Annotated in this window: 28 protein-coding genes; 15 read left to right on the top strand and 13 right to left on the bottom strand. The window is 38.8% G+C overall.

The features are described 5' to 3' along the window. The 5 genes from CUN59_RS19845 to CUN59_RS19865 form a co-directional block, all read right to left on the bottom strand. Positions 1 to 1,239: protein kinase domain-containing protein (locus CUN59_RS19845; RefSeq protein WP_438501838.1), on the bottom strand; the 1,239-nt coding region annotated here is incomplete at its 3' end. 183 nt (positions 1,240 to 1,422) lie between these two features. Beyond that, a complete protein-coding gene (locus tag CUN59_RS19850; RefSeq protein ID WP_104389475.1) occupies positions 1,423 to 2,217 on the bottom strand; it encodes a PP2C family serine/threonine-protein phosphatase in 795 nt (264 codons plus the stop codon). A 167-nt stretch (positions 2,218 to 2,384) separates the two neighbouring features. Then, positions 2,385 to 3,041, bottom strand: a complete 657-nt coding sequence (locus CUN59_RS19855; RefSeq protein WP_104389453.1) for a vWA domain-containing protein — start codon at positions 3,039 to 3,041, stop codon at positions 2,385 to 2,387. A 196-nt stretch (positions 3,042 to 3,237) separates the two neighbouring features. Next, positions 3,238 to 3,642: a helix-turn-helix domain-containing protein gene (locus CUN59_RS19860; protein WP_104389454.1), complete on the bottom strand. Its 405-nt coding sequence runs from the start codon at positions 3,640 to 3,642 to the stop codon at positions 3,238 to 3,240. 230 nt (positions 3,643 to 3,872) lie between these two features. Continuing rightward, complete coding sequence (locus CUN59_RS19865; protein ID WP_104389455.1) at positions 3,873 to 4,181, bottom strand: type II toxin-antitoxin system HigB family toxin; 309 nt, start codon at positions 4,179 to 4,181, stop codon at positions 3,873 to 3,875. A gap of 352 nt (positions 4,182 to 4,533) precedes the next feature. On the opposite strand from CUN59_RS19865, the gene CUN59_RS19875 reads away from it, so the two are divergent. Continuing rightward, positions 4,534 to 5,712 carry a class I SAM-dependent methyltransferase gene (locus tag CUN59_RS19875; protein ID WP_104389457.1) on the top strand — a complete coding sequence of 393 codons (1,179 nt, stop codon included), beginning with the start codon at positions 4,534 to 4,536 and terminating at the stop codon, positions 5,710 to 5,712. Here CUN59_RS19875 and CUN59_RS19880 read toward each other — a convergent pair. Then, complete coding sequence (locus tag CUN59_RS19880; RefSeq protein ID WP_104389458.1) at positions 5,709 to 6,377, bottom strand: hypothetical protein; 669 nt, start codon at positions 6,375 to 6,377, stop codon at positions 5,709 to 5,711. The two genes, CUN59_RS19875 and CUN59_RS19880, sit on opposite strands and share 4 nt — an antisense overlap. Continuing rightward, a complete protein-coding gene (locus tag CUN59_RS19885; protein WP_104389459.1) occupies positions 6,374 to 6,841 on the bottom strand; it encodes a type I restriction enzyme HsdR N-terminal domain-containing protein in 468 nt (155 codons plus the stop codon). The genes CUN59_RS19880 and CUN59_RS19885 overlap by 4 nt, the downstream gene beginning before the upstream one ends. 265 nt (positions 6,842 to 7,106) lie before the next feature. On the opposite strand from CUN59_RS19885, the gene CUN59_RS19895 reads away from it, so the two are divergent. The 9 genes from CUN59_RS19895 (at position 7,107) to CUN59_RS19935 (ending at position 14,595) form a co-directional block, all read left to right on the top strand. Next, positions 7,107 to 7,592, top strand: coding sequence for an ATP synthase subunit I (locus tag CUN59_RS19895; RefSeq protein WP_207765454.1), 486 nt, complete (start codon positions 7,107 to 7,109; stop codon positions 7,590 to 7,592). 65 nt (positions 7,593 to 7,657) lie between these two features. Next, entirely contained in the window at positions 7,658 to 8,413 is a 756-nt protein-coding gene (gene atpB / locus CUN59_RS19900; protein WP_104389461.1) for a F0F1 ATP synthase subunit A, read from the top strand. A gap of 168 nt (positions 8,414 to 8,581) precedes the next feature. After that, positions 8,582 to 8,827: an ATP synthase F0 subunit C gene (atpE, locus tag CUN59_RS19905; protein ID WP_013192016.1), complete on the top strand. Its 246-nt coding sequence runs from the start codon at positions 8,582 to 8,584 to the stop codon at positions 8,825 to 8,827. Between the two features lie 186 nt (positions 8,828 to 9,013). Continuing rightward, complete coding sequence (locus CUN59_RS19910) at positions 9,014 to 9,445, top strand: F0F1 ATP synthase subunit B' (RefSeq protein WP_104389462.1); 432 nt, start codon at positions 9,014 to 9,016, stop codon at positions 9,443 to 9,445. Between the two features lie 154 nt (positions 9,446 to 9,599). After that, entirely contained in the window at positions 9,600 to 10,166 is a 567-nt protein-coding gene (locus CUN59_RS19915) for a F0F1 ATP synthase subunit B (protein WP_104389463.1), read from the top strand. Then, the gene (atpH, locus tag CUN59_RS19920; RefSeq protein WP_104389464.1) at positions 10,163 to 10,717 is read left to right on the top strand and encodes an ATP synthase F1 subunit delta; all 555 of its coding nucleotides are present in this window, start codon (positions 10,163 to 10,165) and stop codon (positions 10,715 to 10,717) included. The genes CUN59_RS19915 and atpH overlap by 4 nt, the downstream gene beginning before the upstream one ends. Positions 10,718 to 10,803: 86 nt before the next feature. Next, positions 10,804 to 12,324, top strand: a complete 1,521-nt coding sequence (gene atpA / locus CUN59_RS19925) for a F0F1 ATP synthase subunit alpha (protein WP_104389465.1) — start codon at positions 10,804 to 10,806, stop codon at positions 12,322 to 12,324. Between the two features lie 164 nt (positions 12,325 to 12,488). Beyond that, a complete protein-coding gene (locus tag CUN59_RS19930; protein ID WP_104389466.1) occupies positions 12,489 to 13,436 on the top strand; it encodes a F0F1 ATP synthase subunit gamma in 948 nt (315 codons plus the stop codon). Positions 13,437 to 13,794: 358 nt separating this feature from the next. Further along, the gene (locus tag CUN59_RS19935; protein ID WP_104389467.1) at positions 13,795 to 14,595 is read left to right on the top strand and encodes a tetratricopeptide repeat protein; all 801 of its coding nucleotides are present in this window, start codon (positions 13,795 to 13,797) and stop codon (positions 14,593 to 14,595) included. Between the two features lie 19 nt (positions 14,596 to 14,614). Here CUN59_RS19935 and CUN59_RS19940 read toward each other — a convergent pair whose 3' ends face one another. Beyond that, positions 14,615 to 15,148 (bottom strand): dihydrofolate reductase, encoded by a 534-nt coding sequence (locus CUN59_RS19940; protein WP_104389468.1) that lies wholly within the window; start codon positions 15,146 to 15,148, stop codon positions 14,615 to 14,617. 110 nt (positions 15,149 to 15,258) lie between these two features. Continuing rightward, entirely contained in the window at positions 15,259 to 16,041 is a 783-nt protein-coding gene (locus tag CUN59_RS19945) for a TIGR01548 family HAD-type hydrolase (protein ID WP_104389469.1), read from the bottom strand. Positions 16,042 to 16,334: 293 nt separating this feature from the next. Between CUN59_RS19945 and CUN59_RS19950 the strand changes: the two genes are divergently transcribed. Genes CUN59_RS19950 through CUN59_RS19965 form a run of 4 tightly spaced genes read left to right on the top strand, consistent with a single transcriptional unit; the run spans position 16,335 to position 17,768 of the window. Beyond that, positions 16,335 to 16,655: a hypothetical protein gene (locus CUN59_RS19950; protein ID WP_104389470.1), complete on the top strand. Its 321-nt coding sequence runs from the start codon at positions 16,335 to 16,337 to the stop codon at positions 16,653 to 16,655. Positions 16,656 to 16,715: 60 nt separating this feature from the next. After that, complete coding sequence (locus CUN59_RS19955) at positions 16,716 to 16,952, top strand: DNA-directed RNA polymerase subunit omega (protein WP_104389471.1); 237 nt, start codon at positions 16,716 to 16,718, stop codon at positions 16,950 to 16,952. A 59-nt stretch (positions 16,953 to 17,011) separates the two neighbouring features. Further along, positions 17,012 to 17,506: a hypothetical protein gene (locus tag CUN59_RS19960; RefSeq protein WP_104389476.1), complete on the top strand. Its 495-nt coding sequence runs from the start codon at positions 17,012 to 17,014 to the stop codon at positions 17,504 to 17,506. After that, positions 17,493 to 17,768 carry a hypothetical protein gene (locus tag CUN59_RS19965; RefSeq protein WP_243407002.1) on the top strand — a complete coding sequence of 92 codons (276 nt, stop codon included), beginning with the start codon at positions 17,493 to 17,495 and terminating at the stop codon, positions 17,766 to 17,768. Before CUN59_RS19960 ends, CUN59_RS19965 begins: the two co-directional genes overlap by 14 nt. Positions 17,769 to 17,829: 61 nt before the next feature. Here the strand turns inward: CUN59_RS19965 and CUN59_RS19970 are convergent, their stop codons facing one another. Continuing rightward, positions 17,830 to 18,714 carry an alpha/beta hydrolase gene (locus CUN59_RS19970; RefSeq protein WP_104389472.1) on the bottom strand — a complete coding sequence of 295 codons (885 nt, stop codon included), beginning with the start codon at positions 18,712 to 18,714 and terminating at the stop codon, positions 17,830 to 17,832. Between the two features lie 438 nt (positions 18,715 to 19,152). Then, the gene (locus tag CUN59_RS19975) at positions 19,153 to 20,532 is read right to left on the bottom strand and encodes a carotenoid oxygenase family protein (RefSeq protein WP_438501839.1); all 1,380 of its coding nucleotides are present in this window, start codon (positions 20,530 to 20,532) and stop codon (positions 19,153 to 19,155) included. Positions 20,533 to 20,800: 268 nt separating this feature from the next. On the opposite strand from CUN59_RS19975, the gene era reads away from it, so the two are divergent. Next, positions 20,801 to 21,775: a GTPase Era gene (era, locus tag CUN59_RS19980; RefSeq protein ID WP_104389473.1), complete on the top strand. Its 975-nt coding sequence runs from the start codon at positions 20,801 to 20,803 to the stop codon at positions 21,773 to 21,775. Between the two features lie 154 nt (positions 21,776 to 21,929). Here the strand turns inward: era and CUN59_RS19985 are convergent, their stop codons facing one another. Both CUN59_RS19985 and CUN59_RS19990 read right to left on the bottom strand, forming a co-directional pair. Beyond that, positions 21,930 to 22,835, bottom strand: a complete 906-nt coding sequence (locus tag CUN59_RS19985) for a hypothetical protein (protein ID WP_104389474.1) — start codon at positions 22,833 to 22,835, stop codon at positions 21,930 to 21,932. Between the two features lie 115 nt (positions 22,836 to 22,950). Then, positions 22,951 to 23,790 (bottom strand): prephenate/arogenate dehydrogenase, encoded by an 840-nt coding sequence (locus CUN59_RS19990; RefSeq protein ID WP_104389479.1) that lies wholly within the window; start codon positions 23,788 to 23,790, stop codon positions 22,951 to 22,953. Between the last annotated feature and the right edge of the window lie 24 nt (positions 23,791 to 23,814).

Below are 23,814 nucleotides of genomic sequence, written 5' to 3' on the forward strand. Positions count from 1 at the left end.
GAGGGTTTGCAGTAGGTTTCCTGTTTTTACATTCCACAGTTTGATAGTCTTGTCCTTACTCCCACTAGCCAGGGTTTGACCATCGGGGCTGTATGCTACTGAAATAACTGAATTAGAATGACCACTGAGGGTTTGCAGTAGCTTTCCTATTAACTCGTTATTAATAATTTGCGGCTGTAATGTGGATTCAACAATGGGAGATGAATTTGCTTTCACAACTCCAGGAAAAATATCAATACCAAGATTTGTAGAGCGATCGCACCAATAACAATTACCAAAAGTTCTACTATAATAATGACTATCTACCCTGCCACAAATAGTTAAATTATTATTCCCTGTTCTTAAAGCCTCCAACCACTGCCTAGCTGTGGGGCGTAAATTAGGGTTATTATGACCATCATTAAAGCATTTGAGAAAACATTCCCGAATTGCTGGATGAACAATTATCATGGGAATTGTTCTCGCTACAGGTTCAATCAAACTATTTGGTGAATACAGCCATAAACCCCGACGAATAATTTCATCAGGTTCTGGAGTTTCCCCTGCACCAGTCCACTTTCCTTGAAAAGGACTATTACCACCAAATAATAATTGATAGATAATTACCCCTAACCGGAATCTATCATGTATTTCCGTTTGCTCAATAATATCAAAATCTTTTCCCATTAATTCCGGTGGTGTATAACCTGGTGAACCAACTAAACAGCGATAAACCTTACCATTTTTCGGATTTATCACCTGAAAAGAATCTGTATCAATAATTGAAGGTAAAGCCCGATTATTTACTAAAATATTTTGTGGTTTAATATCTCCCAACACATAACCAGCAACGTGCAGAGCTTCAATAATGGAAACAATATTCAGCGCTGTTGTGTGCAGAAACCGCCAATCAATTTCAAGTTTCAAAGCTTGACGAAGACGGGGATTATAAACATTAATAAGTTCTTTTCCATCCTTAATTTCTGGCATTAAAAAGCCCACACAATCACCCTGAGCATTTTTCAATGCCGACTTAGGCCAAGCAAAGGAAACATGATGAAGATGGGAATTTGGTTCTGTGGGTGGGTGGTCTATCATTACTGCTAATTTTTGCACCCGTTCAGATGTGGGAAAATGGTATATTTTCGCTAAATAACCATTTTCATTAGTTCGCCAAACTTTTGCTTCACCACTATTAAAAATCTCTTTACCTAATAGCGTAATTGATTTTCCTGTACTGGCACAAGTAAGAACTGTCATATAATTTTAATTAGATGGGTTAAATTAAATCAAATGGTATTTGAAAAGTTGCAAAGTCAATTTTTGACCCCTCTCCAAACCTCTCCCCTTGCAGGGGAGAGGCTTTAAAACTCCCTGTATGAAAACTCATTTTCTCTTGTTCCCTCTCCTTTTAGGAGAGGGTTAGGGAGAGGTTCTTGTATACTAAATCTCCTTTTCAAAACAACACAAAAGCAAAGTTTTATCATCATCAGTGCGAGAATTTAACCGTGGAGAATCGAGAAAATCCATAATATAATTATCATCATTTCCTCCTGGTTTATCTGTTTCTCGCAAATATTCCTCCAAAGGTTTAAAAAATGGCGCGTGAGGTTTCCAATTACTCAAACGAATTGCCACTTTTTCTAATCCATCAGTAGAAGCACAAATAAACTCTTGTTTGCCTGAAATTACCTTTACCTGCATTTCCTCCAGTGCATTAGCTGAAGTGACAAAAGTTGTTTCATTGAAAAATTCCCCCTTATCTGGTTCAAACAATAATTTATATTCTGGATCTTGGGAACGCACTACCATAAATCCATCCCCAATTTGCATGGCTGCAACCCATTCAGGAGTCGCTATAAAAACCAATAATGTACAAGCTAAATCATGAACGGAATAATCCTTACTAGCTGCTTGTTTTGTTAACTCTGTAATTACATTTTTAACGGTTTTAGTAAAAAGTTTTTTCGCTTCTTGTTCTGAAAGTGGTCGAGAAAACTTTTCCCAAAATCGTTTTCGCGTCTGAAGATACTCACTAATTCTAGAAAGATATTTGAGCGCGGTTTCTACCGCCAATTTAGAACCAAAATGAGAATATTTAGCACTTCCAGCACCATCAGCAACCGCGCCCACAATCACATCTTTAAAAATGCGACGATTTCCGTAGTCTTGACAAGGTATTTTTTGCTCTTGATGACTCGTTCCCGTTGCACAACGTGCTATAGCTTTCCAACCCACAATAAATAAATCCTCAAAATCTAATTTAAGATCCCCGACTTCTTGTTTAATCATTAGGACTTACGCAAAATGTAACCCCTACTTTCGTTCTATTTTGCGTAAGTCCTGATCATGTCAATAAATTATCAACTTAATATTAGAAGTCGGGGATCTGGTTTTTATTCAGATTATGTTGTAATTTGCCCCCATCCCACCGGCGGTAATGCCACAGCTTCCCCTACTTTGCCACTAGAAACCCGTTTCATGGAAGTGGAAAGCCAAACAAATAAAGAGCGAAAATCTAAACCATTCAGGGTTACTGGAGGACGTTCTGGAGGGGCAATTTGTCGGAGTTTATTCATATCTGCACCCTGAACACCAACGGTAAAAAACAACATTCGGCGCTGTGCGTCTTCTTCTCTCACCCTTTGCGCTGCACCTTCCCAATAATCTGTAGGCGCACCATCGGTAATTAAAAATACCCAAGGACGATAATAATGGACACCATTATCTTTATAAGACTGTTTGCGGGTTTCTAATAAATCCAAAGCGTATTCTATGGCTGCACCCATTGGGGTGACACCATCTGTTTCTAGCTTAGGCGGTGTAAAATGGTCTATAGTGACAAAATCTTGCGTCAGTTTCACCGGTCCAAAGGTGACAATAGCAACTTCTACACTTAAAGAGGCTTGAGCATCTTTCATCACATCTTCTTTGAAAGCCGCCAAACCCCTATTTAACTCCTGGATAGGTTGTCCTGACATTGAGCCAGAGGTGTCAAGCAAAAGAATTACCGGACAACGATTTTCCGGGTTTTCCACAAATTCGGGCATTCCTACTGGCATTATTGATACTCCTGGTTAATCAAAGTTAAGATGCAAAGTATCTAGTCTAGATTTCACTTGTTACTATATAGCTTAACATTAGTGTGATTACGGAATCAATACCCATAACTGCCTAAACTTGAATAATGTAGCACCTACCATAACCCGGATAATAAATACCAGTTTACAGTTAAATAAATAGAAGAAAATCAGAGATTTATGAATTTTTTGGCAGAAAAACCACGGGAGAAATTTTGAAAAATTCTCCCAACTTTTGAATATGTTCAACTGTTAACTTACGTTTCTTGTTGAGAACATCAGATACAATAGATTCAGTCTTAAAAATACAAACTAAATCCCTTTGTTTTAAATCCATTTCCGTCATCAAAACCTTCAAAACATCTACACCCCAAATATCTGGGATAATATTTTGTTTTTGTTCATAATCATAAATCAACATACCAAGCAAGCTTAAATAATCTTGCTCATCTTCGGTTAAATCTCCCTTATCAATTAAAGCATCTGCCACTGCTTGAGTTTTTGTCAATTCTTCCTCAGTTTTTATAGTGCGTGGGGGAAAAAAATTAAGTAATTCGCTGTAGTCAGGCGCATTTTGTAGCATATCTAATTACCATAATATAGGTTATTTTTTGTAGAAACTAAGATGGGAAATAAATCCACCTTAGCTTTCATTAAATGTAAGTATTCAGCTATAGCACTTGTTTCCAGATCCCCGACTTCTAAGATAGATTTATCCTTTCCGAATACAATCAATCAATCAATCAAAGAAGTCAGATATCTTATCACCTCACCTGAATCCTTACCATTAAATATTAACCTTTGCATTTAATATTAGCTATTAAACCAAGCATCATTTTTCCATTTATTTTTCTCATATTCTGCATGGGTAAGAAAATCACGTATAAATATAATTTGATTTGTGTAGTCAATATAAGTTATTAAACGGTATTTATTACCTCCAATATTGAAAACAACTAAATTTTTCACAGGATCAGGTCTAAAAATTGAACTAGCACTTAATTCAGTAGGACTATTCCAAGTTTGATTTTCTATGAACTTAGTCCAAGTTATCAAACTGGCTTCTGCATCAGGATATTTTTCCCAATACTCCTTAATTCTACTTTTTTTGATGATTCGCATAATAATTCCCAAATTTTAACGGTGTACATGATTTTTCTCCTTAGGTTTCTTTGGGTTCTTAGGTTTCTTTGGCTTGTTAAGTTTCTTTGGCTTCTTAGGTTTCTTTAGCTTATTAGGTTTCTTTGGCTTGTTAAGTTTGAACTAAGGAAAACTCACTCAAATTTCAACAACTCTAAATTGCTGAAAAGTCATTAATTTACTAAATTTGTAAAGCAAAACTGCAAATATCTTAGCAAATTGCGAAGTAGTTTGCAACCAAAAAATCATCCTGCACCAAAATTCAATCACCTTCCCCAAAATCCCCCGATCCGGTAAACTCGAAAATGCTGCGTTAATCCCCATAACTTCCATCATGTCCGACTCCCAAGTAAGTGCTGCTGTTGCGAAACTCTACGACACCTACCCATTCCCTCCCGAACCCATCCTCGATGAACCACCACCAGGATATAATTGGCGCTGGAATTGGTTAGCTGCTTACAACTTTTGCACAGGTAGAAAACCACAAAAACAGGATATCCGCATCTTAGATGCTGGTTGTGGTTCGGGAGTCGGAACAGAATATTTAGTACATCTCAACCCCCAAGCACAGGTAGTGGGAATAGATTTAAGTGCTGGTACATTAGAAGTAGCAAAAAAACGCTGTCAAAGTTCCGGTGCTGATCGTGTAGAATTTCATCACCTGAGTATTTATGATGTAGAACAAATATCAGGACAATTTGATTTAATTAACTGCGTTGGTGTGCTTCATCATCTACCAGATCCCATTCGCGGTATTCAAGCATTAGCGAAAAAACTCGCCCCAGGTGGACTAATGCACATCTTTGTTTATGGAGAACTGGGAAGATGGGAAATACAACTCATGCAGAAAGCGATCGCCCTTCTCCAAGGTAAGGAACGCGGGGACTATCGTGATGGTGTCCAAGTCGGGAGAAAAATCTTTGCCTCATTACCAGAAAATAACCGTCTTGTCAAGAGAGAAAAAGAAAGATGGGCAATGGAAAACCAGCGAGATGAATGTTTTGCGGATATGTATGTCCATCCCCAGGAATTTGATTACAACATTGATACATTATTTGAATTAATAGACTCTGCTGGATTAGACTTTGTAGGTTTTTCCAATCCTGGATTTTGGCAACTAGAAAAGCTTCTAGAAAAAGCCCCAGAGTTAATTGAACGAGCCGCAGAACTCACAGAACGCCAACGTTATCGGCTCGTAGAATTACTGAATCCCGAAGTAACCCATTACGAATTTTTCCTCAGTCGTCCCCCCCTACCCAAAACCAACTGGTCAGCAGATAACACATTATTAGCAGCAATTCCCGAACTTAACCCTTGCATAGATGGGTTTCCCAGTCAATGTTTATTTAACTATGATTACCAAATAGTTAACTTATCAACAGCCGAATTAGAATTTATGCAAAACTGTGATGGGAAATCTACCGTAGCAGAGATTTTAACCAAGGTTCAGTTTGATTTAGATGGAGTCAGAAATCTTTTGAAACAACAAATGATTTTACTGACACCCAGTTAATTAGAAGAGAACCAAACTTCGGGAAGTTCATCTACATCTTCCACTAAAAAATCTCGATACACCCAGATTCGAGAAGCATTGTAGAGATCACTAAGAATAGGTTTTAATACACCATTTTTATCCCAAGGTTGAAGATCAGAATCTAGTTCACAAAAACCCACCCATGAATGTCCTTGTTGTTGCAAATCCTCAGCCCTGACAAGAATTGCAGCCAATACAGCCATATCATAAGGTTTTAGGGAAGTATCCATTGCCCCAATAGCAACTTGCCGTTCTAGCATAGATTCCGAAAGAGGAAAAACATTCAAATTTGGATGTTTGGCTAATTCAATCAATCTTTCTGGAACTTTCGTTAGTTCATTAGCAACTAATCCATCAAACTGATTAAAGACTCGAAACGCTGCATTAGCATCTTCTGTAGTCAGTTTCCCTTCTTTTTTAGCCCATTTGACAAATTTACGTAAGTCTTCAGAACGAGAGCGTGGAGTGAATCGTCGGGGTATAGTTTCACGCGCTTCTGTTAAGCAGATAGCAGGTAGATGTAACTCAAACTCTCCAGTTTCCGCAAGTGAAAGCAATTGAGATGCTTGTAGACTCTGTAAATGTGCAGGTGCAACAATATCTACTACCCAGTTTGTCTCGACAAAAACCACTTGAGGCTTCATTTTGCAACTTTACTCCACCTTGGTCCACCAGCCCTGACTTCACCAAGTCGCAGAAGATTGATTATCCGTCCACTCAACAAAGCTCTCAAATCATCTGGTAAACTGTCTGTACTAGGTTGTAGTTTCAATTTCTCTAACCATCGCTGAACTTGTGATTCAAACTCAAGATAAGGATTTCCCTTCCATTGCCCATCTGCTGGTGGTAAAAAGTAATTTGGAAGCTTTGCTTCACCAACTACGCGAATTGATGAACCATAAGAGTCATCAAAAGAATCCTGGAGGACAATAACACGCTCTCCTACCACAAGTAAGCCAAGGGAGCAACCAAATTCAATCATTGAGTATTTAAGCTGATCAATGATACTATTATGATGGATATTAACATCATTTAGTTTTACTTCAACAATCATCAAATATTCTCCATCCGGGCTAGTCACGATAATATCTGGATGTGATGCTTTCATAGAAATATTGAAATATTGAACTTGAGTTCATGAACAAATCTGATGGTTCTGCCATCGTGGCTAACATTTTAGCCCAAGTTGAGCTAGAGTTAGACGGAGTAAGACACCTCCTCAAACAACAACTAATCTTACTCACCCCCGCTTCATGAAAAAAATCAGTAACTAGGCAATGGTCTGACAACTGACAACTGACCACTAACAAAAATAAGTTAATTGTTTTTTCTAAAGTATTGTTACCGGATCATGATATGATTCAACTGACTGAATGTGCAGTCATCTCATATTAGCTGTACTGGTTTCAAGTCTCGTGAGCTTGTCAGACGAATCAATTGCACCGACTCAGACAACACAACAAGATACGAAATCTGGTTTTGATGAAACAGAACCGGCTGGTTCTTCCATGGAAGAATTCTATCAACTCTATCAGAAGTTGTTAGTAATCACACTTGTGTTGACGGGGATTATTTTTATCTCTGTGTGGATTTTTTATTCCTTAAACATTGCCCTCAATTATCTCATTGGGGCGTGTACAGGTGTGGTTTACTTAAAAATGCTGGCTAAAGATGTTGAGAGTCTAGGTGGCGAAAAAAAAGGTTTAAGCAAAAATCGTTTTGCTTTGATCATGATACCGATTATATTGGCGAGTCAATGGCACCAGCTACATATTTTGCCTATATTCCTGGGATTTCTCACCTATAAAGTTACCCTCCTCATCTATATGGTGCAAACTGTATTCATTCCTGAAGCTTAAAGCTCAGGCTCACTACAGACAATCCTCCCATCCTCGATTTTTGGGGAAAACCTTGAAGAACGCCCATGCTTAGTGTATTAAACGCCTTTAACGCTTTTCCCCTCGCCGAATTGGAAGTAGGTCATCACTTCTTGTGGCAACTGGGCAGTCTCAAAATACATGGGCAAGTATTTCTCACCTCATGGTTTGTGATTGGTATCCTAGTAATAGCATCACTAGCTGCCACCAGAAACGTCCAAAAAATTCCTAGTGGCATCCAAAATCTAATGGAATATGCCCTAGAATTTATTCGGGATCTAGCGAAAAACCAACTCGGAGAGAAAGAGTATCGCCCCTGGGTACCATTTATTGGTACGCTATTCTTGTTTATCTTCGTATCAAATTGGTCAGGAGCATTAATTCCCTGGAAGCTAATCAAATTGCCTTCTGGTGAACTAGCAGCCCCCACCAACGACATCAATACAACCGTCGCATTGGCATTGTTAACCTCCTTAGCGTATTTTTACGCGGGATTTAGCAAGAAAGGTTTAGGCTACTTTAAGAAATATATAGAGCCAACACCAGTTCTATTGCCAATTGCCATTCTCGAGGATTTCACCAAGCCCCTCTCCCTAAGCTTCCGTTTATTTGGAAATATATTGGCGGATGAATTAGTAGTGGCGGTATTGGTATTGTTTGTGCCTCTCTTTTTGCCTTTGCCAGTAATGGCTTTGGGTTTGTTTACTAGTGCCATTCAAGCCCTAGTATTTGCCACCCTAGCCGGGGCGTATATTCATGAAGCCTTAGAGGGACACGGCGAAGAAGGACATGAGGAGCATTAACGCCCTCAGTTGATCGCCCAGTATGGCTTACGCCAAGTTGCACTATCGGACGAGCAAACTTGCTCCAGATATCGCTACAGCGATTTAAAAACCTAGTGCGGTGTGAAAACACACATCTAGTTCTTACGTACATTTGTAATTTTTGTAGTTAAAGCAAGGAAAATCGTCATGGATCCATTAGTACAAGCTGCCTCAGTTCTAGCTGCTGCTCTCGCTATCGGTTTAGCTGCAATTGGACCTGGTATTGGTCAAGGTAACGCAGCAGGTCAAGCAGTAGAAGGTATTGCACGTCAGCCCGAAGCAGAAGGCAAAATTCGCGGCACACTACTCTTAACCTTAGCCTTCATGGAATCCTTGACAATTTACGGCTTGGTAATTGCCTTGGTATTGCTATTCGCTAACCCTTTTGCCTAAGACTGAGAAGGTTTTGTTAGTGTAGAGACGTGTCAAGATGTCACAAAAAGCCAAAAGCTGGACATCTACACGCCTCTAAAAACTGGCAACTTACGGATCGTCTTTAGGAAGGGATTCGTAAAATTATCAAAGGCTGGATTTTATTACTAGCCAAGAAAATTACTATTCCAGCCAGAGAGGAGAGAAATGTTTGATTTCGATGCTACCTTGCCATTGATGGCATTGCAATTCCTATTGTTGGCAGCTTTGTTGAATGTAATTTTCTATAAGCCTCTGACTAAGGTATTGGATGAACGAGATAACTATATCCGTACCAATAACCTTGATGCTCGTGAACGCTTGGCTAAAGCAGAAAGCTTAGCCAAAGAGTATGAGCAGCAACTAGCATCTGCTCGTAGGCAGTCACAAGTGACAATAGAAACTGCCCAGAATGAAGCTAAGAAAATTACGGCACAAAAAATAGCCCAAGCACAACAGGAAGCACAGGTTCAACGCGAACAAGCTGCTAGGGAAATAGAGCAGCAAAAGCAAGCTGCTATGGCTACCCTAGAAGCACAAGTTGATGCCCTCAGCAACCAGATTCTAGAAAAACTATTAGGACAGGCTTTGGTGAAATAGGATTAAACTATATCACCAAATTTAGTTCTACGAAAGCATAAACACTAAAGGGCATTAGCCCAAAAAGTGGCGAAATTTAGGTGTCCAAAAAATTGGCACTTTTTCCCCTATCGGGAAAAATCAACGAATTACCAAGCGAGCAGCGCACTTGTAGATGGGTAACATGGGCAATATTTTTTTACTTGCCGCAGAAGCTGTTCACTCTGAGATGGCAGAAGGCGCAGCAGAAGGCGGTTTCGGTCTAAACCTAGACATCCTGGAAACCAATCTAATTAACTTAGTAATTCTGATTGGCATACTATTCTACTTTGGACGCAAAGTTTTAACTAATATCTTGGATGAACGACGCTCAAATATTGAAAGCGTTATTCAAGATGCAGAAGGACGCTTACGGGAAGCTCAAACTGCTTTAGCAAAAGCTCAAGAGCAGTTGACCCAAGCACAACAGGAAGCACAGAGAATTACTCAAGTAGCTGGAGAAAATGCTCAAGCTGCTAAAGATGCGATTTTAGCTAAGGCAAATCTGGACATAGCCAGATTGAAAGAAACTGCTGCATCTGATTTGAATGCAGAACTAGAGAAAGCGATCGCCCAACTGAGACAAAAAGTAGTGCAGCAAGCACTACAAAAAGTGGAAGCACAACTCAAGGGTGGCATTAGCGACGATGCTCAACAAAGTTTAATTGATCGTAGCATCGCACAATTGGGAGGCGAGATATGAAAAGTGATGCAGCAACCGCTGAAATATCTCAGCCTTATGCACAGGCTCTATTGTCCATTGCTCAATCTCACAACTTAACAGAAGAGGTGGGAACAGATGCCAGGACTTTATTGGGCTTGTTAACAGGGAGTCAAGAACTAACCAACTTTTTGAGTAATCCCTTTGTACAGGTAGAGAACAAGAAAAACCTCCTCAAGCAATTACTTGGGGAAGGTGTAAACCCCTACCTACGTAACTTTTTACTGCTGTTAGTTGACAGAAAACGCATTGCTTTCTTAGCACCAATTTTGCGGCAGTATTTGGCACTATTACGCCAACTAAATCAGACCGTATTGGCTGAAATTACTTCTGCGATTCCCCTCACAGAAACCCAACAGCAAGCAATTACAGAAAGGGTCATTGCCCTTACTAACGCTCGTCAGGTGGAAATAGAAACCAAAATAGACAGCGAGTTAATTGGTGGTGTGATCATCAAAGTTGGTTCTCAAGTAATTGACGCTAGTTTGCGTGGACAACTACGTCGTCTATCTTTGCGTTTAAGCAGTAACTAGAAAGTTCTGATAAATGTCAGCAGTCAATAAAAACAAATGACAACTGACAACTAATAACTGACAACTAACAACTGACAACAACAGAAATGAGCATTTCCATTAGACCTGATGAAATCAGCAGCATCATCCAACAACAAATCGAGCAATACGACCAAGAGGTTAAAGTTGCTAACGTTGGTACAGTGCTACAAGTAGGTGACGGTATTGCCCGGATCTATGGCTTAGAAAAAGCTATGGCTGGGGAACTCCTAGAATTTGAAGATGGTACTATTGGTATCGCCCAAAACTTAGAAGAAGATAACGTTGGTGCGGTATTGATGGGTGAAGGTCGGCAGATTCAAGAAGGTAGCTCTGTAACCGCTACTGGTAGAATCGCCCAAGTTGGTGTAGGTGAAGCTCTAGTTGGTAGAGTTGTGGATGCTTTGGGTCGCGCCATTGATGGTAAAGGTGATCTCAAAACTACCGAAACTCGGTTGATTGAATCCCCAGCACCTGGTATTATTGCCCGTCGGTCTGTACACGAACCGATGCAAACAGGTATTACCGCTATTGACTCCATGATTCCCGTAGGCCGTGGTCAACGGGAATTGATCATTGGTGACCGTCAAACTGGTAAAACAGCGATCGCTATTGACACCATCATCAACCAAAAAGGTGAAGATGTCGTTTGCGTTTACGTAGCTATCGGTCAAAAAGCTTCCACCGTTGCTAACGTAGTCCAAACCTTACAAGAAAAAGGCGCGATGGACTACACAGTAGTTGTTGCTGCTAACGCCAGTGACCCAGCTACCCTACAATTCCTCGCTCCCTACACAGGCGCTAGTATTGCTGAGTATTTCATGTACAAAGGCAAAGCGACCTTAATCATCTATGATGACCTTTCCAAGCAAGCTCAGGCTTATCGCCAAATGTCCTTGCTTCTGCGTCGTCCACCCGGTCGGGAAGCCTATCCTGGGGACGTATTCTATATTCACTCTCGCCTGTTGGAACGTGCTGCTAAACTCAGCGATGAACTAGGTAAAGGTAGTATGACTGCCCTACCTATCATTGAAACCCAAGCTGGTGACGTATCCGCATACATTCCTACCAACGTAATTTCTATTACCGACGGTCAGATTTTCTTGTCTTCTGACTTGTTTAACTCTGGTATCCGTCCTGCTGTAAACCCCGGTATCTCTGTATCCCGTGTAGGTTCTGCGGCACAAACCAAGGCAATGAAGAAAGTTGCCGGTAAGATTAAATTGGAATTGGCGCAGTTTGACGACCTACAGGCTTTCGCACAATTCGCCTCTGATTTAGACAAAGCCACCCAAGATCAGTTGGCGCGTGGTGTGCGTTTACGGGAACTCTTAAAACAGCCCCAAAACGATCCTCTCTCCGTAGCTGAACAAGTAGCAGTTCTTTACGCTGGTATCAACGGTTATTTAGATGACATCGCAGTTAATCAAGTAACTAGTTTTGCTAAGGGTTTACGTGATTATCTGAAAAATGTTAACACTGCCTATTACCAAGGCGTACAAGGTAGCAAAGCCCTCGGTGATACAGAAGAAGTAGCTTTGAAAGCCGCTCTCACCGAGTTCAAAAAGACCTTCCAAGCAGCAGCGTAAAAGTTTTGGATTTTGGATTTTGGATTTTGGATTAAATAGACTCGTCTAAAAATTAGATATCAGCCTATAAAATACAGGGATGTGATGTTTATTTGCAGATGAGTCTAATCTAAAATCCGAAATTCCGAATCTAAAATCTAAAATCTAAAATCTAAAATCGGATTATGGCTAATCTCAAATCAATACGCGATCGCATTCAGTCGGTCAAAAACACCAAAAAAATTACCGAAGCCATGCGGCTGGTAGCTGCGGCGCGAGTACGTCGCGCTCAAGAACAGGTAATTGCCACCCGTCCCTTTGCTGACCGTTTAGCACAAGTATTATACGGTTTACAAACTCGGCTCAAATTTGAAGATGTTAATTTACCCTTACTGAAAAAACGCGAAGTTAAATCAGTAGGGTTATTGGTAGTTTCCGGCGATCGCGGTCTTTGCGGTGGTTACAACGGTAACGTCATCCGCCGTGCGGAAAATCGCGTCAAGGAACTTCAGGCTGAAGGCGTAGAAACTACCTTAATCATTGTTGGCCGCAAAGCTACCCAATATTTCCAACGTCGTGGTTACAAAATTGATGCTACCTACAGCGGTTTAGAACAAATTCCTACCGCCGCAGAAGCTACCAATATTGCTGACGAACTACTTTCTCTCTTCCTAGCGGAAAAAGTAGACCGGATTGAGTTAGTTTATACTCGCTTTGTATCCTTGGTTAGTTCTCGTCCAGTTGTGCAAACCTTGTTACCCCTCGATACCCAAGGTTTAGAAGCAGCAGATGACGAAATTTTCCGTTTAACTACCCGTGGTGGTCAATTCCAAGTAGAACGGGAAAAAGTAGCTAGTACAGTTCCAGCTTTACCCAGCGACATGATTTTTGAACAAGATCCAGTGCAAATTCTGGATTCTTTGTTGCCATTATATCTGAGTAATCAGCTATTACGGGCGTTGCAAGAATCAGCAGCTAGTGAATTAGCCGCACGGATGACAGCAATGAGTAACGCCAGCGAAAACGCCGGTGAGTTGATTAAAACTCTCTCTTTGTCTTACAACAAAGCCCGTCAAGCCGCAATTACCCAGGAACTTCTGGAAGTTGTGGGTGGTGCAGAAGCGCTTACTTAATTTGGTGATTGGTGAGTCAGCGCGGTCTTGGGGGTTTCCCCCATGAGCGACTGACGAACCCGAAGAGCAATTGATAAAATCAACCATAATCAATCGTCAGTTATTAATAATTATTAAATATCAAGTAAATATAAACCTCGTCCAAGTTGATAACTGGAGTTTTTCAAAAGGGAACAGGGAAGAGTATAGGACTAGCGCGGTCTTGGGGGTTTCCCCCATGAGTGACTGGCGAAACCGTAAGGGTGCAAACCTGGTTGAGCAAGTTTTGACGATGAATGTAGAATCCCCCCGGCTTTAGCCAGGGGAGTGTCAAAGATTGCTATATGATTAATTCTGTTGCATATCATATCTGAATTAGATGATTAAATTAATTGGTATTTTCCTGAGTTTGTTACTGGTTTTTGGCTGGAATACTCCAGTTATGGCACAATCTCAAACCATCACTCCGGAAGAGTTACAAGCAGGGGATGAACTAGCAACAAAAGCCTTTATCGCTACAGAACAAGGTGATTTTGTGACTGCGGAAAATTATTGGACACAAATCATTGAAAAATTTCCCACCAATGCGGGAGCATGGAGTAATCGCGGTAATTCTCGTGTAAGTCAGAATAAGTTGCAAGAGGCATTAGCAGATTATAACAAAGCTGTAGAACTTGCACCCAATGTTACAGATCCTTATTTGAATCGGGGAACAGCCTTAGAAGGTTTGGGAAAATGGGAAGAAGCGATCGCTGATTACAATCATGTATTAGAATTAGATCCTAAAGATGCCATGGCCTATAATAATCGGGGTAATGCCAAAGCAGGTTTAGGGAAATGGCAAGAAGCTATTTTAGATTACCAAAAAGCTACAGAAATAACCCCAAATTTTGCCTTTGCTCGTGCTAATTATGCCCTAGCTTTATATGAAACCAGTCAAACAGAAAAAGCCATTCGGGAAATGCGAAATATAGTCCGTAAATATCCCCGATTTGCTGATATGCGAGCCGCTTTAACAGCCGCTTATTGGGTAACAGGAAATAAAGGCGAAGCGGAAAGTAACTGGGTAGCGGCTTATGGACTCGATACCCGCTATAAAGATATGAACTGGGTAACAAATATCCGGCGATGGCCACCAACTATGGCGGCAGCTTTGGATAAATTTTTGAAATTACAATAAGGGAATTTGAGAAAATAAATTATCCAATTATCGGAGGTGACGTTATTTTTTTAACGCACCTTTCAATTTCCACAAACTTAAAATTAAAGCCATTTTCTTGCAACTTTTCCTCTTTCGTAACTTCTCCAAAATCAGCAAATTCAGGAAAGTATATATCTCCCTTAAAATTACCTTCCACAATAGTTAAATACAACTTATCAGCAAATGTGATTGCCTGAGTATAAATTTCTCCACCACCAGCAATAAATATTTCCTCCGTTTCACTCATTTTTGTCCATGCGATTGCTGTTTCTAGTGAATTAAATACCAGACAGCCAAAAGCTTCAAAATTAGGATCTCTAGTGATAATTATATTTGTACAATTAGGAATTGGTGTATTAAAAGTTGTATAGGTTTTGCGCCCCATAATTACAGGATGCCGTCGAGTAATTTCAATAAAATGACGTTCATCTGTGGGAATATTCCAGGGAATACCCAGATGAATATGTTCCTTTGTTGAGTCAGCCAAAATCAGATTTTCGGACATGGCGGCAATGAGACTAATTAGTGGCATAGTTGCTAATATCCTGATTTTAGAATAGGTAATGAGACTTTGAAAACGAACCACAGAGACACAGAGAAAAGAGATCAACAAATTGATAACTGAACTGTATTGACTTAAAATTATAATTGGGTAATTGTCTTAATTGTTAATTCTTGGACATTATTAAAGACTATATTTGCCCCAGCTTGTATTAATTTCTGTGCATAAGCTTCACGTCTTTCTGCTGTTTCTTGAACGTGAGGTGGTAATACCCCAACACCTAACCAAGTGCGAGAATTATCTACAGCTTTTGCTTTTTCTACAGTGTGCATATCTGCTACCGTATCACCGACATAGACAACTATTGGTTTGTGATTACTACCATTTTCTAATATATTAATAGTCGCAAATAGTCCAGTTGGATCAGGTTTACCGGGTGCATCTTCCATGGCAATTAAGACAGGAGACTGTAAACCCAAACGTTTTTCTAAAACGTAATTAGCACTCAAACGAGTAGCACCACTGAAAAAACCCCAAGCTATACCAGAGTTAGTTAATTCTTGAAAATAACTTGGTTGTGCTAATAAAGGTTCATGACAAATATAGCCGTTCCAATTTTGAGAATCTGTACCCCGATAACGACTTTGAAAATAAGTCACAATATTTGTATAATCTAATTCTATTTCTTCCCGTTGCTGTCCTTGACTAACAAAATGGCGGTAAATCAATTCTTGGGATGCTTCCCAATCATTATTCCAAATTCCTTCTGATTTAAGGTTATCAATGTCCACAGGTGTGGGACGATATGCCTGGTCTGTAAAATATTCTACTGTATCGGATATGGCGCGACGATATGAGCCGCTAACGTCCCGGATAACTCCATCTATATCAAATACAACTATTGCTTTAGGGTTTTGGGTCATAGCAAAAATTAAAAAGTCAGATTTATCAAATTCTATCTTAATCTTATCTGATCTTTTGTTACTATTTAGGGACTTTAAATTTTTCTGTATCAAGATAAATTATTAAAAATACTGATATAATCATACTAAGTTTTAAATTAAATCAGTGGTAAGGAATATAAAAAACGCGTAACAATTCAGGTGAGGTGATAAGATCCCCAACGGCTGATATCAATTTATCATTTCTGGACAGAATAAATAAAAGAAGTTGGGGATCTGGGTATGAATGACTGCTATGACTGAATACTTAAAAAATGGTAATTATCGTTGTCCTGGTTAATATTGTTATTTCCCTCATGCTCCTTTATTTAGCTCAAAAATTACGAAAAATAACGTATATATTGGCATTTGTTGCCGATAGCTTGAATCAATTTGAACGCGCTACTTATCAACTACTCCATACAATACCAGAGAATATTTATAGAGGTGCAGAAAACATTCATAACCTCCGTTTAGAAAACCAGATTCGTAAACAGCAAATTCAACAACTGCGGCAAATTATCAGTCTCATTATCTTAGTTAAACAAATTTACCAAAGTCAATTTCGGTTGTTGATACCTAAAATTACCAAATAAAAATAAGCCGAAATTCAAAAATCCGGGTAAACTGGGATAGAATCTCCAGAGTCATCAATTATGCTTAAGCGTTCTAAATTCGAGACAACTCAGTCTCAAATCATGCACCGTGCAGAAGAATTAATTAGTGCTGCATCCAATCGCTATCGCATTACGGTGCAAGTCGCAAATCGTGCTAAACGGCGACGTTATGAAGATTTTGAAAATAATGAAGATGCCATCATGAAACCCGTCCTCAGAGCGATTATTGAAATGTCTGATGAACTAAATCAGCCAGAAATTATCGGTGAATTATAAAATGTAAACTAATCACCGTCATACCTGTCAGGGGTTTGGCGGTATTTTGGATAATGCAAATGAAACATAAAAAACTTCTCAGTGGGCAATTTTTTTCACCGTTGATTATTACCTTAATAACAGTGGTGATTATTGTTTTGGGAACAGGAAATAATAATTTCTTGCATATTTCACCCGCAAATTCTCAAATACTTGCTAATAGTGATATTTGGCAAAAAGTATATCAACAAATTCCTGATTTACCCAAAGAAAATCAGTTCATTAGTAAAACAACTGGACAAGTTGCCGAAAACAATACTCTAGCCAGTCGTCTGATTCGCTATCATATTTATACTAAAGGTAGATCGCCTATTTATCGCCTTGACTGGAAATTAACTTTAGCTGATTATTTGGATGCCAATGAAACGATATATACTGAAAGTTATCCAGGTAATGATAGTTTAAAACAAAATCCTTTAGCAAGCGATCGCACGGCCATTAGTAAACTCACCCGTCAGCAAAGAAATAACCTTGTCCAAGTTTTAGTAAATATTTTTAATCATGGTTTTGACTGATCCTAATTCTAGCTTAGATAATTTGCAAAATTCACATCCCCCAGAAGAACTTATTAATGATTTACAGATTAGCCCTTATACCAGATTACCTGATCAACAAGATATAGAACTTGAACGTAAATTACGAGAACTCAAGTTTAAACAAGAATTAAGAAAAGATTGGATTTCTTTTTTAGTTAAAGACGTAATTGGCTATTCTGTAACTATGATTTTTATTCTCACACTAGCTGGGTTTTATCTATTTCGTATTCATCGCCACTAGTAGAGACATTCTCTGAAAATTCTTGATAAAGAAAGTCTCTACAAAGATGGGTTTTTAATTATTATTGAATATTCATTACATTAGATAAATGTTGATCCATCCAATTACCTAGATCAGTTATGACCTCAAGATAATTAATATCATAGTGTAAATCATGATAGCCTCCCGGATATTCAATTCTTAACTTATCTGGATAAGTTACTTTTTGATAAAAAATTTCACTTCCTTCTGGCAACGCAATTCTGTCAGCACTACCATGTAAAATTAACAGTGGTAATTGCCATTTTTCGGCGTGAGCATGAATCCAATCTACTGTCGCAAAAAATTCTGTAGATAACCTAGCAGTAGCCAAAGTATGACGTAATTTATCGTGAGTATAAGAATCTAAAATTTTCTGATCTCGTGAACCAGCGCTAAAATCCAAACCAATATTTAAGGAAAAACGTGGCCACACCTGGGAGAGTAACTTACCTAAAATTACCCGACTCAGTGGTACTCCCACTTTACCAATGCTGGGTGCAAAAGCAATCACACCTGACAACGCAGATTTATCTTCTACATAACGGAGAGTATAATCTAATGCAATTACTCCCCCCATACTATGTCCGAATAGAAAAATTGGGTGTTCTGGTTGTTGCTTTTGAATCAAGTTGAGGAAAGTTTGCAAGTCATCACGAAATTCAGACCAGGTGTTAATGTATCCTCTTTGACCGCATGAACGCCCATGACCACGTAAATCAAAGCCATAGACAGCATATCCCTTCGGTAACAAATATTCAACTATGGTCTTGTAAAGTCCGCTGTGTCCTCCAAGTCCGTGTACAAGCACTAAAATACCCCTCACTTCACCCCGAGGATGCCAGCTTTGGTAATATAAATCAAGACCCCCAACACCTGGAAATGTGCCTTCTTGACGAGATATGATCGCCTCGCTGTGATAAATCATAAAGTTAAAATTTTACTTCCTTGGCGATAAGCTACTAGCTTATTAACGTATATTGTAGATAAATTTGCTTCTAACTGTAGGAATAAATACAGACAATTTATATAATAATTATCATGTTATGGAAATAACCACAATAATTAATCAAGATTAATCCCCCATTTGTTTGAAAAGTCCGGGATCTAAATATGTGCAAAGTAGTTACCTATATAACAATATTTGATATGGATATAGCTTAATATTAAACATTTAGTTATTTACTAATTAATCATAAAAAACAACTAACAAAAGTCACAAATTATGAAATTTTCCCTAGCGGCAAATTTAGAAAATCCCAATAAATTGCGTTCTATGTTAGACAATAACTTATCTATTGCCTAACAAAGAGAAGAAAATCTGCGTACTTTAATTCAACCAGGTGCTTTACCCAGAGTTGATTATTTAAGAAATCCAAATACCGTGGAATCCGTAGGGTACACGCTGAGGAATCATTACCCGCGCTATAGGTTCGTTAGTGATATCTTGGGCGTTAATAACAACAAGTTCTGAGGTTTGGGAATTTTCATCATAAACAAATGTTACCAACCATCCTTGATCTTCTGCTGTACCATGGGGATGAGGTGCAAATACAGATTCACCACCATAACGATTTTTACCAAATTCATGGGTTTGGGATTTACCATTTTCAAAATCGTATTTTATGACACCATCAAATAAGGGATTTTGACTATGTGCCATTTTCCCCACATAACCATATTGGGTTTTTCTCCCTAACAGGTTTTCATTGACACGGGGAAATTCTCCTGGAACATCATCTAATCTTTCTTCGGTAACTTTACCTGTGCTGAGGTTAAAGCGCCAACGGTGTAGAAAAGGAATGTCCCCTTGGGGGTCGCGGTATGTATCTTGGGAAACAAGAACATTTGTAGAACTCATGCGACAAGCAATAAGTACCACTTCGTCTCCTGTTTCATAAGCGTTGAGGGTGTGGAAGACGTAGCAAGGAGGAGATTCAAACCAGCGAATATTGCTATTGTCACCATGACGAGGCATTATACCAAACCGACTGGGGCAATCGCTCTCAAACATCAGCATCGGTTCTCCCCGCATCATCCGTTCAGGACTAAATGTTAAGGGTAAATCCATGAAAATGGTATAATTTTCGGTAATGGCGAAATCGTGCATCATCACCGCTACAGGTATTTCTATAGGTACGGTTCGCAATAACTCACCCTGGTCAGAAACTATGCCATATTGTACATAAGGTGGTCTAAAACCGTAACCAAAAAACATCATTTCCCCTGTAACTGGATCTACCTTGGGATGGGCGGTAAAGGCAGAAACTAATTTATCATTGTAAGTATGTTCCCCAATAGTTGCTAAATCAGGAATACTAATGTGATGGGGCGCACCTCCCTCCCATAATGCTAAAAGTTGTTGGTTATGCCAAACTAGGGCGGTATTAGCGGTATTTTTCCCCGGTCCGTGGGGGTTGTCCATTTGTGGTGGTTCTAAAAGTCCACTCCACACAGCTTTACCCGCTTCATTCTCAATCTTCCATCCTCTAGTTTTGACATAGCGATTACGATAAGTAGCTTTACCATTGCTAATTTCTACGCCATGTAACATCCCATCACCATCAAACCAGTGATATTGACCTATAGGACTCCATTGGGGGTTGGGACCATTACGGACAAACATCCCTGATAATTCTGGAGGGAGTTTTCCCATAACTTCTAAGGTATCAGTAGTAATTTCTGTGGCTATGGGGGCAAAATTGCTTTCTAAATAGGGATTGACTGCTATTGATGCTATGGTCATATTCAGTGAATTAAATAAGGACACTGTATTTAATATAATTAGCGATCGCTATTTGTGCTAAAAAAAAACAGTAAAAATTTTGATTTTTCCTTATTTTTCAGGACGATAATTATGTAATAATTGATTTTACCAAATTCATAAATCAGTTGGGTAAGATCCCCGACTTCTGCTTTGAGAATATCAATAAATTCTGAATTAATGTTCAGAGGTCACGGATCTAGTTTCTATAGCTGAATACTTACCAATCTCTTAATCATAACTGTAAACAATGCCAATAGAATCACAAATGTCTAATATTGATAATGATATTTTTACCGATTTTGGTGCGGTGATGATTCCTCAAGCACCTGCTGGATTCAAGTCAGGTTTTATTGGGATTATTGGCCGTCCTAATGTGGGTAAATCCACTTTAATGAATGAATTAGTGGGGCAAAAAATTGCCATTACTTCCCCAGTTGCCCAAACTACTCGTAATCGTTTAAGAGGTATTTTAACCACAGAAACAGCACAATTAATTTTTGTGGATACACCGGGTATTCATAAACCCCATCATCAACTAGGGGAAGTGCTGGTCAAAAATGCGAAAATTGCCATTGAATCAGTAGATGTAGTATTATTTGTAGTTGATGGCACAGTTCCTTGTGGTGCGGGCGATCGCTATATTGCCGAATTACTAATTAATAGTCGAACACCTGTAATTTTAGGCATTAATAAGATTGATCAACAACCCGAAGATTCTCAAAAAATAGATGAAACCTATCTCCAACTAGCTAATACCTATCAATGGCAAACTGTGAAATTTTCCGCTAAAAGCGGTACAAATTTATCAGAACTCCAAAACCTATTAATTAATCATCTCGATCCCGGTCCGTTTTACTATCCACCAGATTTAGTCACAGATCAACCAGAAAGATTTATCATGGGTGAATTAATTAGAGAACAGATATTATTATTAACCCGTGAAGAAGTTCCCCATTCTGTAGCGATCGCCATTGATTTAGTTGAAGAAACCCCAAAAATTACCCGTGTTTTAGCCACAATTCATGTTGAGAGGGATTCACAAAAAGGAATTCTTATTGGTAAAGGTGGGACAATGCTAAAATCTGTTGGTAGTGCAGCTAGAGAACAAATTCAAAAACTCATTGCTGGTAAAGTTTATTTAGAATTATTTGTTAAAGTCCAACCAAAATGGCGACATTCACGGATAAGATTAGCAGAACTCGGTTATCGTGTGGAAGAGTAGGAAGAATAGAAATAAATAGTGCTGCAAAATAAATTGCATATTTTCGGAAAGGTAACAGGTGAGAGTTGACGGTTGATAGGGAAATAAATTTATATTGTTCTTTTTTTTGAACTCCTGACTCGGTGACTCCTGAATTCTTATTCAGATGCCCGAATTATTTACCAATAAAATCAACATAACCTCCCATATTTTCATCATCTGTCCCCAATATTATGCCTCCTGTTGCACCAGGAATGAGTTCCAAAGCTTCAATTTTATGATATTTATTGCGATAAATAGGGAAAAGCTGATAATTTTGTTTCCAGATAATTTGATTACTATTAACTGCGAAATGACCTGCAATATAAACAGCAGATGTAAATGGCCCATCATTACCACCATCACTCGCTGCACTAATATAAACAATACCCGCCTTATCTATTTTTAAATCAGAAATATGGCGAACTTGTCCAGGGGGAAAAGGTACTGTAAAATCCGCAGCACTGACAAAATTTATTTGAGATTTATCTATATCTAAAATTCCCCAATAAATTTTTGCTGGTTCTTTTCCCTCACCACGATGCGCCCAAACAGCAATAATTTTACCGTCAATATTTTGAACACTCAAAGCTTCAAAATTACTACCGTGACTAACTTTTGGTAAATCAAATTTTTTCACAAAAATAATTCTCTGTTTTTGAATATCTAATTGCAAATGATAAATATTACCATCACTTGTTAAAGCTAAAAACTCAGAGGTATTTTTACCCGGAAGAGATGTTAACGCTTCTAAATCATCTGGTAACACATTTTTTTCTGGCCAATTTAGTGGTGTATATTCGGGCTGATTTTCACCATGAATATGAACAATTGCTAACCTGACTTGATTTTTTTGTTTATTATCATGGACAATCAAAAAATCTAAATTATTGTCTTCCTGTGTCAACAAAGCTATACCACTAATGCCAAAATTAATACCACCACGAACAGGCCGCCATTCCTGCGCCCTAACTGGTTGAGATATGAATAATAATGATCCTAAAATAATCAGATTGATCACTAATGGCGAAAATTTACCCATATCAATGTGTTTTATCTGAGGTAGGTGATATTACATCATACCAATTTTAGGATCGGAATAAAAATTTTTTAGTTAAATCATTAGGTACTTGAGATTATTCTCAACGCACAAATAGCTATTCTAGAAAATTAGGTCGTGCTTGTTGATTTAACTTAAATTTTTCCTCTAATAATTCCCATTTTTCTTGCTCAATTATATGAATAAATTCGTTGAGACTTTGGCGATATTGTTGTAATGAATGTAGTAGTGATTGGCGATTATATTGCGCCATCATTACTCCCAATTCTGGATTTCCTCCCCCAACTCTACTAGTATCCCGAAACCCAGAACTAGCGAAATTTTGGGATAATTGAGCGATTTTTGGGTCAGTTTCACTTAAACAGGCCGCAATTAAAGAAGCACTAACCATCACGGGTAAATGAGAAATCCAACTCACAGCGCGATCATGTTGTTCTGGTTGACAATAGTAAATATTTGAGCCAAGCGATCGCACAATTTCTTCTACAATGATGACAGCGTGATTAGGTGTTGTTTCTATTGGCGTTATCACATAAGGCCGATTGACAAATAAGTTAGGTTGTGATGCTTCTATACCTACATCGGTTTTACCCGCCATAGGGTGGCCGCCCACAAAATTTTCCCATAAAGGAGAAATTGCCTCCACTATAGGTTTTTTAACTGAACCAACATCAGTAATAATAGTAGTCTTAGGTAGATGAGTAATCAACTCTTGGACTTGAGGTACTATCATTCCTATAGGAGTACAAATAAATACAACTTCTGCGGATGCTAACAAACTTAATTCTAAGCCAGCTTGATCAACATTGCCCAGATTAATAGCTTTTTCACAAGTTGATTGACGACGACTTACACCTAAAACATAGTGTCCTTTTGAACGTAAATCAAAACCTAAACAACCGCCTATAAGACCTAATCCTAAAATACCAATTTTCATTTTCATCTAAACCTCAAGGAGACA

The sequence above is a fragment of the Cuspidothrix issatschenkoi CHARLIE-1 genome, assembly GCF_002934005.1.
Taxonomy (GTDB): Bacteria; Cyanobacteriota; Cyanobacteriia; order Cyanobacteriales; family Nostocaceae; genus Cuspidothrix; species Cuspidothrix issatschenkoi.